This is a genomic window from Lysobacter sp. SCRH-1R, from assembly GCF_057747855.1.
Genome location: NZ_CM173227.1, coordinates 4,028,377 through 4,044,586 on the forward strand (window position 1 = coordinate 4,028,377; position 16,210 = coordinate 4,044,586).

19 protein-coding genes are annotated in these 16,210 nt (G+C 69.6%); 11 read left to right on the plus strand and 8 right to left on the minus strand.

The window, feature by feature from the left end:
* Nucleotides 1-73 precede the first annotated feature (73 nt).
* Nucleotides 74-1,564, plus strand: coding sequence for an FAD-dependent oxidoreductase (locus tag AC3ANK_RS18360; protein ID WP_484172901.1), 1,491 nt, complete (start codon nucleotides 74-76; stop codon nucleotides 1,562-1,564).
* A 101-nt stretch (nucleotides 1,565-1,665) separates the two neighbouring features.
* Here the strand turns inward: AC3ANK_RS18360 and AC3ANK_RS18365 are convergent, their stop codons facing one another.
* Complete coding sequence (locus AC3ANK_RS18365) at nucleotides 1,666-2,562, minus strand: hypothetical protein (protein ID WP_206861991.1); 897 nt, start codon at nucleotides 2,560-2,562, stop codon at nucleotides 1,666-1,668.
* Nucleotides 2,563-2,724: 162 nt separating this feature from the next.
* Between AC3ANK_RS18365 and AC3ANK_RS18370 the strand changes: the two genes are divergently transcribed.
* Both AC3ANK_RS18370 and AC3ANK_RS18375 read left to right on the plus strand, forming a co-directional pair.
* Nucleotides 2,725-4,002: an acetyl-CoA C-acetyltransferase gene (locus AC3ANK_RS18370; RefSeq protein WP_206861990.1), complete on the plus strand. Its 1,278-nt coding sequence runs from the start codon at nucleotides 2,725-2,727 to the stop codon at nucleotides 4,000-4,002.
* A 175-nt stretch (nucleotides 4,003-4,177) separates the two neighbouring features.
* On the plus strand, nucleotides 4,178-4,735 hold the full coding sequence (locus AC3ANK_RS18375; protein WP_484171686.1) for a hypothetical protein: 558 nt from the start codon (nucleotides 4,178-4,180) through the stop codon (nucleotides 4,733-4,735).
* Nucleotides 4,736-5,208: 473 nt separating this feature from the next.
* Here AC3ANK_RS18375 and AC3ANK_RS18380 read toward each other — a convergent pair whose 3' ends face one another.
* From AC3ANK_RS18380 to AC3ANK_RS18390, 3 genes are all read right to left on the minus strand, one after another.
* Entirely contained in the window at nucleotides 5,209-6,459 is a 1,251-nt protein-coding gene (locus tag AC3ANK_RS18380) for a heme biosynthesis HemY N-terminal domain-containing protein (RefSeq protein WP_484171687.1), read from the minus strand.
* A 63-nt stretch (nucleotides 6,460-6,522) separates the two neighbouring features.
* Nucleotides 6,523-7,500 carry a uroporphyrinogen-III C-methyltransferase gene (locus tag AC3ANK_RS18385; RefSeq protein ID WP_484171688.1) on the minus strand — a complete coding sequence of 326 codons (978 nt, stop codon included), beginning with the start codon at nucleotides 7,498-7,500 and terminating at the stop codon, nucleotides 6,523-6,525.
* 49 nt (nucleotides 7,501-7,549) lie between these two features.
* Entirely contained in the window at nucleotides 7,550-8,311 is a 762-nt protein-coding gene (locus tag AC3ANK_RS18390) for a uroporphyrinogen-III synthase (protein WP_484171689.1), read from the minus strand.
* Between the two features lie 56 nt (nucleotides 8,312-8,367).
* Between AC3ANK_RS18390 and AC3ANK_RS18395 the strand changes: the two genes are divergently transcribed.
* The 5 genes from AC3ANK_RS18395 (at nucleotide 8,368) to AC3ANK_RS18415 (ending at nucleotide 11,659) form a co-directional block, all read left to right on the plus strand.
* Nucleotides 8,368-8,889: a YiiD C-terminal domain-containing protein gene (locus AC3ANK_RS18395; RefSeq protein ID WP_206861986.1), complete on the plus strand. Its 522-nt coding sequence runs from the start codon at nucleotides 8,368-8,370 to the stop codon at nucleotides 8,887-8,889.
* Nucleotides 8,890-8,920: 31 nt separating this feature from the next.
* Nucleotides 8,921-9,346 (plus strand): hypothetical protein, encoded by a 426-nt coding sequence (locus tag AC3ANK_RS18400; protein WP_206861985.1) that lies wholly within the window; start codon nucleotides 8,921-8,923, stop codon nucleotides 9,344-9,346.
* A gap of 135 nt (nucleotides 9,347-9,481) precedes the next feature.
* Nucleotides 9,482-9,919 carry a rhodanese-like domain-containing protein gene (locus AC3ANK_RS18405; RefSeq protein WP_206861984.1) on the plus strand — a complete coding sequence of 146 codons (438 nt, stop codon included), beginning with the start codon at nucleotides 9,482-9,484 and terminating at the stop codon, nucleotides 9,917-9,919.
* Nucleotides 9,920-10,104: 185 nt separating this feature from the next.
* Nucleotides 10,105-10,617 carry a protein-export chaperone SecB gene (secB, locus tag AC3ANK_RS18410; protein WP_206861983.1) on the plus strand — a complete coding sequence of 171 codons (513 nt, stop codon included), beginning with the start codon at nucleotides 10,105-10,107 and terminating at the stop codon, nucleotides 10,615-10,617.
* Between the two features lie 13 nt (nucleotides 10,618-10,630).
* Entirely contained in the window at nucleotides 10,631-11,659 is a 1,029-nt protein-coding gene (locus AC3ANK_RS18415) for an NAD(P)H-dependent glycerol-3-phosphate dehydrogenase (RefSeq protein ID WP_206861982.1), read from the plus strand.
* A gap of 63 nt (nucleotides 11,660-11,722) precedes the next feature.
* On the opposite strand, the gene AC3ANK_RS18420 is transcribed toward AC3ANK_RS18415, so the two are convergent.
* The 4 genes from AC3ANK_RS18420 to AC3ANK_RS18435 form a co-directional block, all read right to left on the minus strand.
* Nucleotides 11,723-12,358 carry a hypothetical protein gene (locus AC3ANK_RS18420; RefSeq protein ID WP_206861981.1) on the minus strand — a complete coding sequence of 212 codons (636 nt, stop codon included), beginning with the start codon at nucleotides 12,356-12,358 and terminating at the stop codon, nucleotides 11,723-11,725.
* 130 nt (nucleotides 12,359-12,488) lie between these two features.
* Entirely contained in the window at nucleotides 12,489-13,145 is a 657-nt protein-coding gene (locus tag AC3ANK_RS18425) for an outer membrane beta-barrel protein (protein WP_206861980.1), read from the minus strand.
* Nucleotides 13,146-13,314: 169 nt separating this feature from the next.
* A complete protein-coding gene (locus AC3ANK_RS18430) occupies nucleotides 13,315-13,569 on the minus strand; it encodes a hypothetical protein (protein WP_484171690.1) in 255 nt (84 codons plus the stop codon).
* A gap of 47 nt (nucleotides 13,570-13,616) precedes the next feature.
* The gene (locus tag AC3ANK_RS18435) at nucleotides 13,617-14,192 is read right to left on the minus strand and encodes an outer membrane beta-barrel protein (protein ID WP_206861979.1); all 576 of its coding nucleotides are present in this window, start codon (nucleotides 14,190-14,192) and stop codon (nucleotides 13,617-13,619) included.
* A 214-nt stretch (nucleotides 14,193-14,406) separates the two neighbouring features.
* Between AC3ANK_RS18435 and queF the strand changes: the two genes are divergently transcribed.
* The 3 genes from queF to AC3ANK_RS18450 all read left to right on the plus strand — a co-directional run bounded on the left by queF (nucleotide 14,407) and on the right by AC3ANK_RS18450 (nucleotide 16,188).
* A complete protein-coding gene (gene queF / locus AC3ANK_RS18440; RefSeq protein WP_484171691.1) occupies nucleotides 14,407-15,228 on the plus strand; it encodes an NADPH-dependent 7-cyano-7-deazaguanine reductase QueF in 822 nt (273 codons plus the stop codon).
* A gap of 98 nt (nucleotides 15,229-15,326) precedes the next feature.
* Complete coding sequence (locus AC3ANK_RS18445) at nucleotides 15,327-15,638, plus strand: LysM peptidoglycan-binding domain-containing protein (RefSeq protein WP_320415202.1); 312 nt, start codon at nucleotides 15,327-15,329, stop codon at nucleotides 15,636-15,638.
* 43 nt (nucleotides 15,639-15,681) lie between these two features.
* The gene (locus AC3ANK_RS18450) at nucleotides 15,682-16,188 is read left to right on the plus strand and encodes a hypothetical protein (protein ID WP_484171692.1); all 507 of its coding nucleotides are present in this window, start codon (nucleotides 15,682-15,684) and stop codon (nucleotides 16,186-16,188) included.
* The last annotated feature ends 22 nt before the right edge of the window (nucleotides 16,189-16,210 follow it).

Sequence of the window (16,210 nt, forward strand, 5' to 3'; positions counted from 1 at the left end):
CGAACCCCCTCCCAACCTCCCCCTGCGGGCAGGGGGAGGGGTTCAACAGCATGCGGAGTGCGATGTGAGCAAGATGGACAGCAAGAAGCCCGTATTCGCCTTCCGCGAGACGCCCCGACAGATGCCGTCGCGCATCCCGCTGGAACTGCGCCGCAGTGGCGACTGGGGCGAACTGTACGGCCGTTTCGGCGAAGCCGAGGCCAGGCACCAGGCCAGCCGTTGCCTGGACTGCGGCAACCCGTACTGCAGCTGGAAATGCCCGCTGCACAACTACATTCCGAACTGGCTGGAACTCGCGCGCGAAGGCCGCATCTTCGAAGCCGCCGCGCTCGCGCACGAGACCAATCCGCTGCCGGAAATCTGCGGCCGCGTATGCCCGCAGGACCGCCTGTGCGAAGGCAGCTGCACGCTCAACGACGGCTTCGGCGCGGTCACCATCGGCGCGGTCGAGAAGTACATCAGCGATCGCGCGCTCGCCGACGGCTGGCGCCCGGACCTGTCGAAGGTCGCCGCCACCGGCAAGCGCGTGGCGGTGATCGGCGCCGGCCCGGCCGGCCTGTCGTGCGCGGACCGCCTCGCACGTGCGGGCATCGAAGCAGTCGTGTTCGACCGCTATGAACAGATCGGCGGCCTGCTCCACTTCGGCATTCCCAGTTTCAAGCTGGAGAAGTCGGTGCTGCAGACGCGGCGCGAGGTGCTCGAAGGCATGGGCGTGCAGTTCCGCCTCGGCGTGGAGATCGGCCGCGACGTGGGGCTCGACGACCTGCTCGCGGAGTTCGACGCCGTGTTCCTCGGGCTGGGCAGCTATCGCTACACCGACGGCGGCCTGCCCGGACAGGACCTGAAGGGCGTGCTGCCGGCGCTGCCGTTCCTGGTGCACAACGGGCGCCTGGTGCATGGCGACGACGAAGCGCAGGGCAAGCCGATCGCCGGCTGGGAAGATCGCGTCGCCCTGCCCGACCTGCACGGCAAGCGTGTGGTGGTGCTCGGCGGCGGCGATACCGGCATGGATTGCGTACGCAGCGCGGTGCGACTGGGCGCGGCGCGCGTGACCTGCGCGTACCGTCGCGACGAGGCGAACATGCCCGGCTCGGCGCGCGAAGTCGCCAACGCGCGCGAGGAAGGCGTGCAGTTCCTCTTCAACCGCCAGCCGCTTGCGCTGCTGGGCGAAGACGGCGAGGTCACCGGCGTGCGCGTCGCCGAAACGCGCCTGGGCGAACCCGACGCGCTGGGGCGCCGCAATGCGGAACTCGTGCCCGGCAGCGAATCGGTGCTCGCGGCCGACGTGGTGATCATCGCGTTCGGCTTCCAGCCCGATCCGCCGCAGTGGCTGTCGGCGCACGGCATCGAGCTGGAGAAGAGCGGGCGCATCCGGGTGACGCAGCCGGCTTCGGGGTGCGGGTCGCGGCGTGCGTCCAGCGACGTGGCGGCGCTGCCGTTCCAGACGACGAATCCGCGCGTGTTCGCGGGCGGCGATGGGGTGCGCGGGGCGGATCTGGTGGTCACCGCCGCGTACGAAGGTCGCGAGGCGGCGGTGGGCATCGTGCGGTCGTTGCTCGGTTAGCCGCTCTCGTAGCCCGGGTAAGCGAAGCGCACCCGGGGCCGGAGAGGTGCCGCGTTCCCGGGTGCGCTTCGCTTACCCGGGCTACTAAGGCGGCGCCGACGTCAGGCCAGCGCGGCGCGCCCCTCGTCCGTGCAGTGCACGAAATTCACCGGAATCCCGTGCGCGCCCAGCACCGCGGCGATCTGCCGCTGGCGGGCCTGGAAATGGCGGTGCTGCTGCTCCAGGCGCGCGCGGCATTCGGGCGTGTCGCAGGGCGCTTCGGTCGCGTAGCGGGTTTTCCAGGCGCGCGGTTCGAACATCGCGATGCGCGCCTCGCCGTCGGCGTAGTGCACCAGCGGTTCCGGCGGGGCATCGAGCCAGTGCTCGCCTTCCGGTTCCAGCAGCGCGGTTTCCAGCAGCGGCCACAGCGGCGACAGGCCCGCGTGGTCGTACTGCATCGCCATCATCGCGGCGAGGTCGTGCACGGTGAGATAGCGCGCGTGTTCGACCTGCAGGCCGAACGCCTGCTGCGCCGCCAGCGCGGTCGCCGCGCCTGCCATGCCGCGCTCCAGCAGCTCGCGTTCGAACGCCTCGCCCACGCGTGCCGCCGCTTCCTCGCTGCCGCCGAGCACGAACGGCACCAGCCGGAACGGCCCGCCGACGTGGTCGGCCGACGGCGTCAGCGCGCCGGGCAGCTGGGTGTCGTGCGCGCCGAAGGCGATGATCCGGCCCGTGCCCGGCGCGATGCCGGCGCGCGGGGCGCGGGCGGCGAGCTGGTCGAGTTCGCGATGCAGCGGCCAGCCCGGTCGCAGCAGTTCCACCGGGTCGTAATGCGCGCCGACGGTGATCAGGTCCAGCGATGCGGCTTCGGGGACGAACCCGGCCAGGTCGGACGCGATCAGCTCTGCCAGCGCGCCCACTTCGCCCTGCGCCAGCGCCTGGCGGGCGACGGGGGCATCGCCGCGCAGCTCCAGGGCGAGTGCCCCGAGCACGTGCAGGGTGACGGGCGGGGTGGGCATGGCGATCTGTGCTGGAGTCATGGCTTCCTGTATCGAGGATACGGTGGCGTGTGGTCGCGCCGGGGAGGCGGCGCTACACTTCGGGCCATTATGCCCGCCCGGCCGTAAAGGCTTTGGCGACTCCCCCGTGACCCCGGTCCGTGTGTCCTGCGAGGTGTAGCGATGCGTCCTGCCCGTCCCGTTGCCGTGCTCGGTGGCGTCCGAATCCCGTTCTGCCGCCAGAACACGGCCTATTCGGACGTGGGGAACCTCGGCATGTCCGTGCGCACGCTCGGCGCGCTGGTCGAGAAGTTCGGCTTGCACGGCCAGCAGCTGGGCGAAGTCGCGATGGGCGCGGTGATCAAGCATTCCAGCGACTGGAACCTGGGCCGCGAAGCCGCGCTGTCGTCGGGCCTGTCGCCGCTGACGCCGGGCATCACGCTGCAGCGCGCGTGCGGCACCTCGCTGGATTCGATCATCACCATCGGCAACAAGATCGCCGCCGGCCAGATCGACGTGGGCGTGGGCGGCGGCTCGGACACGACGTCCGACGTGCCGATCGTCTACGGACGCAAGCTGCGCCACCGCCTGCTCGAGGCCTCGCGTGCCAAGACGCCGCGCGACAAGCTGGCCGCGTTCAAGGGCTTCCACCTGCGCGAACTCAAGCCCGAGTTCCCGGGCGTGGCCGAGCCGCGCACCGGCAAGTCGATGGGCGAACACTGCGAGGACATGGCCAAGCAGTGGAACATCTCGCGCGATTCGCAGGACGAATGGGCGCTGTCCTCGCACCTCAAGCTCGCCGCCGCCTACGAGCGCGGCTTCTTCAACGACCTGGTCGTGAGCTTCCGCGGCGTGGCGCGCGACAACATCCTGCGCGCCGACAGCACGCTGGAGAAGCTCGCCTCGCTGAAGCCGGCCTTCGACAAGACCTCCGGCCGCGGCACGCTGACGGCGGGCAATTCCACGCCGCTGACCGACGGCGCGGCGGCGTGCCTGCTGTCCTCGGACGAATGGGCGCGTTCGCACGGCCTGGAACCGCTGTGCTACCTGCGCGACGCGCAGGTCGCGGCGGTGGATTTCGTGCACGGCGAGGGCCTGCTGATGGCGCCGACCATCGCCGTGCCGGAGATGCTCAAGCGCAACGGCCTGACCCTGCAGGACTTCGACTTCTACGAGATCCACGAGGCCTTCGCCGCACAGGTGCTGTGCACGCTGCGCGCGTGGGAGAGCGAGGACTACTGCAAGGGCCGCCTCGGCCTGGACGCGCCGATGGGTCGGATCGACGTGGCGAAGATCAACCCGAACGGGTCCTCGCTGGCGGCCGGTCATCCGTTCGCCGCGACCGGCGCTCGCATCGTCGCCACGGCCGCGAAGGAACTGAAGCAGCGCGGCGGCGGCCGCTGCCTGGTGTCGATCTGCACCGCCGGCGGCATGGGCGTGGTGGCGATCCTGGAGCGTTGACGCCCGGTCCGTTCGTCGCGCTCCGACGAACGGCGCCCCTGAAAGTGGAACGCAGTTCGCGCTCGCCCTAGGATCGACGCGCGGGCCAGCCGGTGTGGGGACACCGGTGGCGATACGGCCCGCGAACGCTCCCGGCGGGCGTATCCGCTGGCATTGCGGTCCAGGGGGAAAACCGATGTCGACGTTGAATCCGTACCAGCCGCCCACGACGCGGCTGCGCGATGCGCTGTCCGCTGAAGTCGGCGGCGATTGCTGGCGCGACGGCAAGGAACTGGTCGTCCGGCCCGGCTGCACGCTGCCCGGCCGCTGCATCAAGTGCAACGCGCCTGCGGAACTGCCGATGCGGCATGCGCGTTTCTACTGGCATCACCCGGCGCTGTACCTGGCGGTGTTCGCCGGGTTGCTGCTGTACCTGGTGATCGCGCTGTTCGTGCGACGCCGGACGCCGGTGACGATCGGCCTGTGCGCGCGGCACGTCCAGCGCCGCCGCGCGAGCCTGGCCCTGGCGTTCGCCGGCGTGGCGCTTGCGATCGGGTTGATCGTGATGGGTGCGCAGCGCGAACGGTTCCACGTGCTGTTCGGCGGCACCGCGGTGCTGCTGGCGAGCGTGATCGTCGGCATCATCGGCTCGCGCCTGCTGGTGGTGACGCGCATCGGCGAGAACTACACGCGCTTCCGCGGCGCGGGCGCGGAGTTCCTGGCCACGTTGCCGGCGTTCTATCGGACGCGGTGAGGGCCGTCGTCCCGCTGCTTTTGTAGGCCGAGGCAAGCGAAGCGCACCGCGCCTGCGTGCAACTCCATTGCGGCGGTGATGAACGCGCCGCAGCGCGCCGCAGCACCGACATGCGCACGTCCTTGTGGACTCGGCGCGGCAACCCGGGTGCGCTTCGCGCACCCGGGCTACAGGAGCGGCATCGTCATCGCGGGAAGGTCGCCGTCCCAAGAACGTCGTCATTCCGGCGAAGGCCGGGACCCAGGCCCGCAGCGTGCGGGCACTCCTGCCGGCACACCACATCACGTCCAGCGAAAGCTGGACCCCATTTCGCTGTTGCTTCTGACGTGCGCCCCGGGTGCGCTTCGCTTACCCGGGCTACAAAAGCGCTTGCGGTTGCTGTCGAACAGCCCATCCGGGCGCCGCACAGGATGTGCGGCGGTGAGCGCTGAGCCATCGAGGGCGATTCGTCGAAATCACCGCGACAGCACGCACTACTCGCGCAGACGCGGCATCCCGTGCGCATCGCGCTCTTCCACCACCGCCTGGTCGAAGATCGTCTGCCGCATGTCGCGGCCCGGCAGCGGTTCCGTCGCTTCGCCGCGCGCGGCGCGCAGCGCGTTGGCGTAGCAGTGGCGCGCGAGCTTTTCCTCGCCGGCCGTCGCGAAACCGTCGCCGAGTTCTTCCCACGCTTCGCTGTTGGCGCCCTGTGCCAGCGCGCGATGCAGGTACTGCTCGGCTTGCGGCCATTGACCCTGGGCGCGCGCCAGCCGCGCGAGCGTGAGCAGCAGCGCCGGGCTCGCCGGATGCGCCTGCAACCAGCGCTCTGCCGTGGCGCGGCACTGGTCGTAGCGATTCACCGACAGGCGGCCGTACAGCGCGACCAGCGATTCGTCCCAGTTCGTATCGAGCGCCTGCTCGACGCTGCGCGTGGCCGCTTCGTCCCAGCGCATCGCGGCGGCGCGTTCGGCATAGGCGGCGACGGTGGCGGGATCGGTGCGAAGCGGTTTCGGCAGCGCTTCCCACCGATCGGCGAGCACGTTCGCGTCGGCCGCTTCGCGCAGCGAGGCCGCGGCCCATTGCGCTTCCAGCGCGGACAGGCGTTCGTTCGACAACGCCTGCTGCTGGCGCAACGCGCCGAGCGTTCCGTACGCTTCGCCGCTGCGGCCGAGCGCCGCCAGCGCCTCGCCGCGCAACACCAGCCCGCGCGGCGGCAGGGGCGTCGCGGACGGCGCATCGAGGATCGACAGCGCGTCGCCCGCACGCCCCTGCGACATCGCCAACTCGGCTTCGGCGACCGCGCGTGAGACGGGGTGATCGGTGCCGATCGCGGCCAGATGCGCGCGCGCCGCGGCTTCGTCGCCGCGCGCCCACGCCGCGCGCGCGGCATGGATGCGGCCGACGGCGAGCGCATCGCGCTCCTGCGATGCCTGTTCGAGCAGCTTCTCCGCGCGGCTCCATTCGCCGCGGTGCACCGCGTCGAAGCCGTCGATCAGGCGCGCGCGCGACTGCCGGCGGCGGTGCCGGCGCATCGCCACGAACGGCAGCGTCACCAGCTTCCACAGCACCCACAGCACCGCCAGCGCGACCACCAGCAGCGCGATCGCCTTCGGGACATTGGTGGTGTAGTCGTTGCCGCCGTAGCGCACGAGCACGTAGCCCGGATCGAGCACCAGCAGCTGCGCGACCAGCGCGCCGACCAGCGCCAGCACGATCCAGAACAGCACGTTGCGGAACAGGTTCATGGGCGGCTCCTTGCGTGGGGTCGTCGACGTGTTCGTCTCGTGCCGGCGCGTGCCGGCGACGGCTCAGCCCGCGGCGCGCAACTGGCGCAACTGCTGCAGTGTGCTGCCCAGCGTCGGAAGCGCGAGTGAAAGCTCGCGCGCGCCGATCGCGTGCAGCTGCGCGCGCTGCCTGTCGAGCGTCGGCGACGGCGGCCACAGGCGCGTCATCCATCCGTCGGCGCGCTGCAGTGCGGTGCGGAAGCCGGCTTCGTCGCGGCGTTCGGCTGCGGCACGCGCGAGCGAGATCTCCAGCTGCAATCCCGCCGCCGCCGCGATGCGATCGGCCGGCTGCACGGCGACGGTGCGGTCGCTCGGCTGCACGTCGATCAGGGTGGCGAACGCACGCCGCCACCACGGCGCATCGACGGGCATGTTCGTCCGCGCTTCGACGGGCGCGGTGCTGATCGTCCGGGCGAACGCATCCAGTTCGGCCATCGCGCGCACGCGCGGCTCGGCCGCTAGCGCGTCGAGCGCGGCGCGTTCCTGCTGCAGGGTCTGGCGCAGGCTGAGGTAGGCAGGATCGTCGATGCCGTCGAGCACGTTGCCGGCCAGCACGTAGGCGCGACGCGCGCCTTCCAGGTCGCCGGCGATCAGCAACCGCTGCTGCGCCATGTTGAGCAGCAGTTCGGTTTCGTCCAGGCGCAGCGCCTGCTCGCCATGGCGATCGGGATCGGCGAGTTTCGAAACGGTGTCCTCGATGAGCGAGGAACGCTGGCCGATGCCGAGCACTTCATCGCGCAATACGCGGTTGGTCGCATCGGCCTGTTGCAGGCGTTGCAGCTGCGAGCGCTGGTCGCGACGGATCGCGTCGATGCGGCCTTCCAGCGCGTCCAGGCGCTGGCCGGCGTCGGCCTGCTGTTCGCGGTCGAGCGCGCTGCGCGCCTGCCATTCCTTCCAGCCCCATGCACCCGCCGCGACGGCGAACACGACGACGAGCAGCCACGCGATCCAGCCATGGGAACGGCGGGCGGGCGGCTCGGTCGGGGTGGGGGTGGCGGACACGGCGGGCTCGGCGAACGGAAGGCGCCATGCTACCGGATGGCGACGTGCGTCACTTCGTGGACGGGCGCGCCGCGGCTTCGATCAGGTCGGCCGGACGCGCGCTGCGTGCGAGGACGATGTCGGTGAAACCCTGCGCGCGGGCGAGCTCGGCGAGGCGTTCGCTGGCGGCGATGGCCTGCGTGCGGCGAAGGCGATCGCGCAGCGGTTCGGGCAGCGCGTCCATGACGAGCTGGAGCGCTTGCGCGCTCGACAGCGCGAGTTTCGCCGGTGCGTCCAGTTCCGCCAGTCGTGCGAGCGGGCGCGGCGACAGCGTGACCGCCTCGCGTTCGTACACGTCGGCCCGAATCACGCGCGCGCCGCGCGCTTCCAGCGCCGGCACCAGCACGCCGCGTCCGCCGGGTGCGGTGACGAAGCCGACGTCCTGCCCGTGAAGCTCCGCGAGCCCGGGCAGGGACAGCAGGCCTTCGCTGTCCATCCGCTGCGGCGCGTCGACTCCGGCCACGCCGGCGCGCCGCAGCGCCATCGCGGTGCCCGCGCCGACGGCGAACCAGCGTTGCCCGTCCAGCGTGCGCAGCGGTTGCAGGCGCCGCGCGGCGCGGACCGCGACGGGGCTGGTGAACACCACGCGCGGCGCGGCCAGCGCTTCGCGCAGGCGTTCGCGCGTGGCGGCGTCGTCGCGCAGGTGCAACCGCCAGGGCGAAATCGCGATCAGTCCCGCACCCGCCTTCGCAGCCGCGGCGCGCAGCGGCGCGTGCTCGCCGCGCGCGCGCAGCGAGATCACGTACCATCCGGGCGTCGCGGAATCGGGCATCGCACCAGCATAGCGGCCCGACCGCGCCGACCGTTCGTCATTCCCCCACGATCCGCATGCCTTCCGATCCGCATACCTCCGCCGGCGACGCCGGCCTCGATCATTCCGACGCCCTCGCCCGCCTGCACCGGCATTACCAGTCGATGCCGCCCGTCGCGGCGATGGACGTCGTCGTCGCCGGCTATGACGGCCACCGCCTGCGCCTGCACGCGCCACTGTCCACGCACGTCAACGACAAGGGCTGCGCGTTCGGCGGCAGCCTCGCGTCGATGATGACGCTCGCCTCGTGGGGGCTGGTGTCGCTGCACGTCGAGGAGGCCGGGCTGGAAGCGGAGGTCTTCGTCGCCGACAGCCAGATCCGCTACCTTGCGCCGCTGTTCGCCGACCTGGACGTGGAGGCCGAACTCGCCCCCGACGCCGCGTGGCCGAGCTTCATCGCGACCCTGCGCGAACGCGGCCGTGCCCGCATCGGCCTGGTCGCCCGCGCGAAGCTGCCCGACGGCGGAATCGCGACGGAGTTCACCGCCCGCTATGTCGCCATCGCCAAACCGCGGGCCACGGCCACGCCGACCGGCTAGGATGGCCGTCAGTTCGAAGGGGGAACGCCCGATGCGCCTGACCGTAACGCTGATCGCGGCCCTGCTGGCCGCGCTGTTCGCCATCACCGGCGTCGCGGCGCCGCGCGGGAAGATGGACAAGCTCCAGGCCAACCAGTACGCCTGGTCCGGGGCGATCCGCTGGGGCGACTTCGAGGGCGCGCTGAGCCTGATCGAACCGGGCTACCGCGAGGAGCATCCGGTCTCCGACCTGGAACTCAAGCGCTACGAACAGGTGCAGATCACCGCCTATCGCGAGCGCAACAGCTCGGCCGACAAGAAGGGCGGCGTGGCGCTGCGGGACGTCGAGATCGGCGTGGTCAACCGCCATACCCAGGCCGAGCGCACCGTCCGTTACCGCGAGGAATGGCGCTGGGACGAAACCTCCAAGAACTGGTGGCTGGTGACCGGCCTGCCGGACCTGTGGGACGGCGAGTAACGCCGGATGGCTGGAACGAGTGAGAAGCGGAAAGCGCCCCAGCGGTCGACGGTGTCCCCTCGTTTCTCACTCCTCCCCACTCGTTCCTGGCTTTTTTGCGACAATCCCGCCCCCTGATTTCCGCCGCGTGATGCCGTGACCTTCCAAGACCTGCTGGCCTTCGCCGAGCGCCACCTCTATCTCTCGCTCGCGCTCGCCGGCCTGACCCTGGCGATCCTCTACACCGAGATCGCGCGCCTGTTCCGCGGCTACAAGGCGCTGCGCCCGGCCGAGCTGACGGGGCTGATGAACCGCGAGAACGCGCTGGTGATCGACCTGTCGGCCAGCAACGACTTCGAGAAGGGCCACATCGCCGGCAGCAAGTCGGTGCAGCCCAGCCAGTTCGATCCGGAAAACAAGCTGCTCGCCAACGCGAAGGAGCTGCCGGTGGTGGTGGTGTGCCGCAACGGACAGGGCTCGGCGGATGCCGCCAAGCGCCTGAAGAAGGCCGGCTTCAAGCAGGTGTACTGGCTGGACGGTGGCATTGGCGCCTGGCAGTCGGCCGACCTGCCGCTGGTGAAGGGCCGCGCCTGATCGCGCGACTTTGCCGCGCCGCGCAGGGGTTGATCGACGCCGCGCGCGCCCCAACACCGGTCATTGGGGACAGCCTTCGGGCTCGTCGGGGCGCCCTCGCCCACGCAGTCTGAACAGCCGGGCACGCCGTGGACGCGTGCCATAATCGACCACTTTCCGCACTTTTAATTGCCTGGAGTCACGAGATGTCCGAAGAAAACGTCAACGGCAATGCCGCGTCCGCCGACAACACCGGCCCGGCGTTCACCGTCGAGAAGATCTACGTCAAGGACGTCTCCTTCGAGGTTCCGGGCGGCCCGGCGATCTTCAACGAGCAGGCCCAGCCGCAGCTGCAGATGAACCTCAACCAGAGCGTGCAGCGCCTGAACGAGAACGCCTTCGAGGTGGTCCTCGGCATCACCCTGACCTGCACCGCCAGCGACAAGACCCTGTACGTGGCGGAAGTGAAGCAGGCCGGCGTGTTCGGCCTGGTCGGCTTCGACGCGCAGACGCTGGACGCGATGCTCGGCACGCACTGCCCGAACGTGCTGTACCCGTACACCCGCCAGCTGATCAGCGACCTGATCCAGGCCGGCGGCTTCCCGCCGTTCTACCTGCAGCCGATCAACTTCGACGCGCTCTACGCCGAAGGCCTGCGCCAGCGCGCCGCGCAGCAGCAGTCGGGTCTGGCCGACGCCGAGACCGCCGGCAACGCCTGATCGCGCCCGCGGCATGGAAGCGAACGCACTTCCGCGCGTCGCGGTGCTCGGCGCGGGTTCCTGGGGCACCGCCCTGGCGGCCCTGATCGCACGGCATGGTCATCCGACCGTGCTGTGGGGTCGCGATGCGGACTGCATCGAGGCCATCGACACCCGCCACGAGAACCCGCGCTACCTCCCCGGCATTCCGCTGCCGGCGTCCCTGCGCGCGACCACCGACCTCGCCGGCTCGCTGAAGGACGCCGACTTCGTGCTGGTCGTCGTGCCCTCGCACGCCTTCGCGCAGACGCTGCGCACGCTCGCGCCGCATCGCCCGGCACACGCGGGCGTGGCCTGGGCGACGAAGGGTTTCGAGCCCGGCAGCGGCCGGTTCCTGCATGAAGTCGCCGAAGAGGTGCTCGGTCCCGACGTGCCGCTGGCCGTGGTGACCGGCCCCTCCTTCGCGAAGGAAGTCGCGCAGGGCCTGCCCACCGCGCTGACGGTGCACGGCAACGACGCGCGGTTCGCGCAAGGCGTGGCCGATGCGCTGCACGGCCCGGCGTTCCGCGCGTACACCGGCAACGACATGCTCGGCGCCGAACTCGGCGGCGCGATGAAGAACGTCCTCGCGGTCGCCACCGGCGTCGCCGACGGCATGCAGCTGGGCCTCAACGCCCGCGCCGGGCTCATCACCCGGGGCCTCAACGAGATGCTGCGGCTGAACCACGCCATCGGCGGCAAGGCGGAAACACTGATGGGCCTGGCGGGGCTGGGCGACCTGGTGCTCACGTGTACGGGCGACCTGTCGCGCAACCGGCGTCTGGGCCTCGCGCTCGGTCGCGGCCAGTCGATCGAGGACGCCGTCCGCGAAATCGGCCAGGTCGTCGAATCGGTGCAGACCGCCGACGAGGTCATGCGCCAGGCCGAACGTCACGGCATCGAGCTGCCGATCTCCAGCGCGGTGCGATGCGTCCTGCATGGCGCCATCACGCCGGGCGAAGGACTGAAACTGCTGCTGTCGCGCGAACAGAAGCCTGAGTATCCGCGCAACCTGTTCGGCTGATCGCTGGCACTGTCATCAACAAAAGCCCGGCCAAGGCCGGGCTTTTTCGTTGCGGTGAAGTTCCTAGAAACTCGCGCGCACGCCCACGCCGAACATCGCCGTGTCGCCGCCGCCTTCGGCTTCGGCCACCAGGCCCCAATTGCGGGTGAGCTTGTATTGCAGGCCGGCGCTGGCGCTGAAGGCGCCGTCGTAGACGTCGCCATCGGTGTAGTTGCCCTTCACCCACAGCTCGACGTTGTCGGCGATGAGGTGCCGCACGCCGACCGCCGCGCGTACGTCGTCACCGTCGTTGGCGCCTTCCTGGTCGTCTTCCACGTCGATCTTCGTGCTGAGCCAGCTCAGCTCGGCGACCAGGTCGGTGCGCTCGCGCAGGTCGTGGTGCCAGCCCACGCCGAGCACGCCCTGCGACATGTCGACGCCGGCGCTGGCGATCTCGCCACCCGACGGCAGCGAGATGCCCACGTCGTCGTCGCCATCACGGTAAGCGCCGAACACGTGGACCGACGGCGCGACCGCCACGGACCCGGCGAGGTAGAAACCGCCGGCTTCGATGTCGTCGACGTCGAACCCCGCCGGCGACGGCAGTTCCTGGTCGAGCCGGGCGTAACCGGCTTCGATGTACGTATAGCTGTGGCCGCCGGCAAGCGCGGCGAACGGCGCGGCGGCCAGCGCCACCGCCAGTGCGAGTTGCTTCTTCATCCGATCCCCGAAAGGTGCACAAACGCGAGCCGGACTTTCGCACGAAAGCGTGCGTCCGGCATGAGGCGGGCGTCGCATACGAAAAGACCCGGCCGGAGCCGGGTCTTTCCGGTGCTGCATCCGGCTTCGATCAGAAGCTGGCGCGCACGCCGACCATGTAGTGCGACAGCTCGTCGAAGACTTCCACTTCGCCGACCACGCCCCACGTGCGGTTGAACTTGAACTGGCCGCCGACGCTGCCGACGAAGTTGCCGCTGAAGTCGCTGGCGTCGAGGTAACCGACCTTCACCCAGCCCTCGGCGCGCTCGTTGCCGCCGCGCAGGCCGACCGACGCACGGCCGCCGTTGACGTGCCACTTGTCCGAAACGGTGCCTTCCTCGTCGGAGATCTTGAACTCCTCTTCCATGCGGAAGTAGGCCAGCTCGCCGATGAAGTCCACGCGCTCGCCCATCGGCATGTGATAGCCGACGCCGAACTCGGTGGTGGTCAGCTCGTCGTCGACCTTCGCCTCGTAGACCTCGTCGAGCCCCAGGTCGATGCTCACGCTGTCGCTGTCCTCGCCACTGGCGTAGCTGCCGAACAGATAGAACGACGGGCTGATCGCGACCGAACCGCGCAGGTAGGCGCCGTCGGCGTCGAAGTCGCCGAGGAGCTCGTCCTCGTCATGGTCGATGCGCAGCTGGTTGTAGCCGCCTTCGACGTAGGTGTAGCTCAGGCCGTTGTCCTGCGCGGAGGCGACGAACGGCACGGCCGCCAGCATGGCAGCCAGAACGAAACGCTTCTTCATGATTCCCCTGGTCCTTTTGGTGATGAATCCCTGGCCGCCATTGCAGCGGTGGGCGCACGATAGCGTGAAGAATCCGTTAATACAATGGCCGTCCGGTGGTCTACCGGCGCAAGGAAAAGCCGGCGTGGCCGGGCTTTGCGGGAGTGCGGAGAGGCGCTTGCGTCGCGGGTCAGAAACTGGCGCGGGGACCGATGAAGAACCGGTTGTCTCCGTCGATGGACATCACTTCGGCGCTGATGCCCCACATTGGATTGAACTTCACCTGAGCGCCGAGGCGACCGTAGAACTCGCCGTCGATGCCGCCGTCGTAATTCTGGTAGCCGGCCAGCAGGTAGCCTTCGATGTGGCGCGTCGGCACGGCCGCCAGCACGGCGGCCAGGGCGAAGGCAAAAAAGAAGCCCGGCCAGGCCGGGCTTCCAGTCACGACATCGGGGGAGAGAGACGCGTTGTCGTGTTACCGCGGGGTCGGCATCAGAAGCTGATGCGCGGACCGACGAAGTACTCGGTGTAGCCGTCGACGAACTTCACTTCACCGTTGATACCCCAGGTCTGGTTGAACTTCACCTGCGCACCGACGCGGCCGTAGAACTCGCCGTCGACGCCCTGGTCGTAGTCCTCGTAACCGGCCAGCGCGAAGGCTTCGATGTTCGGGGTCAGGCCCGCACGCACGCCGGCTTCCACGCTCCAGCCGTCCAGGTCGATGGCATCAAACTCGGCCTTCTCGTAGGCGACGCGGGTGAGCAGGTCGACGCTGGAGTTGATCTCGTGGTTGTAGCCCACGCCCAGGCGCCAGCGGTCCAGGTCGCCGAAGTTGTGGTCGAACTCCTGGCTGCTGTAGTTGCCGAACAGGTGGAAGTTCGGCGCGATGGCGCCGGAGCCGCCGACCGACCAGCCGTCCGTGTCCGGGGTGTCGTTGAAACCGCCGATGGTGTCGGTGCTGGTACCGACGTAGCCGCCTTCGATGTAGTTGTACGACACGTTTTCGGCAGCGGACGCGGCGAACGGCAGCGCGGCCAGCAGGGTCAGGGCAAGCAGGGAACGCTTCATAAGGTCTCAGCCTCTTTATTTGTTCTGGATCCGGCGCCTTGGGGGACACGCGAGTGGCGCCGGTGCCGAGGGAGTATCCGGACCTAACTCAAATTTAACCTGAATACTGAACTGGCAGGTGCAGGAACTTCGATGTGGCGCGGGAGTCCGACGCCCGCTTCGGCAAAGCGCGCGCGTGCGAAGGACGCGCCTGCGCGGCAGGTAAAATCGCGCGATGAACCACGATCTCCCCCTCGGCCGCCACGTCGATTACCCGCGCGAGTACGACGCGAGCCTGCTGTTCCCCATCGCCCGATCGCTCGGCCGCGACCACATCGGCATCGACGCGGGCGCCCTGCCCTTCATCGGCGTGGATCGCTGGAACGCCTACGAATTGAGCTGGCTCGATGCGCGCGGCAAGCCGCGCGTGGCCACGGCGACGATCACGGTGCCGGCCACTTCGCCGAACCTGGTCGAATCCAAGTCCCTCAAGCTCTACCTCAACTCGTTCAACGCCTCGCGCTTCGCATCGGAAGCCGACGTGCGCGCGCGCATCGTCGAAGACCTCACGCGCGTGGCCGGTGCGCCGGTCGACGTCGAGTTCGGCCTGCCGCCGATCGACGAAGCCGCGCCCGACAACGCGGTGATGGACTGCATCGATTCGCTCGACATCGACATCGACGACTACGGCCCGCCGAATGCGGACCACCTCGCCGCCGACGCCTCGCACGTGGTGACCGAGACGCTCACCAGCTCGCTGCTCAAGTCCAACTGCCCCGTCACCGGGCAGCCGGACTGGGCGCGCATCGTGATCGACTACCACGGCCCGAAGCTCGATCGCGCCGCGTTGCTGCGTTACCTCGTCTCGTTCCGCGACCACGCCGAGTTCCACGAGCAGTGCGTCGAGCGCGTGTTCGTCGATCTCGTCGCACGTACCGGCGCGCAGCGCCTGTCGGTCGAAGCGCGCTACACCCGGCGCGGCGGACTGGACATCAATCCGTGGCGCGCGACGCCCGGAATCGAGCGCCCGGCGCCGGGTCGCGACGAACGGCAATGACGAGCGGCGTCAACGCGGAATTTCCGCGCATTCCGATTACCTACCCTTAACAGGGCGCGTGCGAAGGTGCCTCCGCCATTGCGCAGGAGACACCCCACGTGACCACACCGGACAAGAAGGCCGACTTCTCCGACGTGCAGAGCAACGTCGAGAGCACGGAGCAGATCAAGCCGGATTTCGGCGACGTCCAGTCTTCGATCAGCTCCACCGAGCAGATCACGTCCGCCACCGCGGGCGAAGCGCAGACGTACACCGTGCAGAAGGGCGACACGCTTTCGCACATCGCCAAGCAGTTCTACGGCAAGGCCAGCAGGTGGAACGCGATCTTCGACGCGAACCGCGACCAGCTGGACGATCCCGACCGCATCCAGCCCGGCCAGGTGCTGCGCATTCCGCCGGCCGGCGAATGACGCCGCCAGCCCACCGCCCAAGCCCTTCCCAGGAGAAGTTTCGATGACGACCCGTAACCGCCTGCATACCGCCATCGCCGCCGCGCTGCTCGTGTCGGTGGCCCTGGTCGGCTGCAAGAAGAAGGAAGAAGAACCCGCCGTCACCACCACGCCGCCGGCGACGACCGAACCGGCCGCGCCTGCGCCCGCTCCGGCACCCGCGCCCGCCGCGACGGTGTCGGTCACCACGGTCGATCTGGGCTCCAGCGTCGGCGCCGACAAGAAGGTCGCCGCGCCGACCGCGACGTTCAAGCCGAGCGACACGATCAACGCCTCGGTGGGCACGACCACGTCCGACCCGGCCGCCGCGGTGCCGGCCAAGCTCGGCGCGAAGTGGACCTTCCAGGACGGCCAGACCGTCAAGGAAGACACCGCCGACATCAACTTCGCCGGCCCGGGCCAGACGGTCTTCAGCATCAACAGCCCGAAGGGCTTCCCGACCGGCAAGTACAAGCTCGAAGTCATGCTCGACGGCGCCGTCGTGCAGACGCGCGACTTCGAGGTGAAGTAATCGTCTCTCTCCCCCACCCACG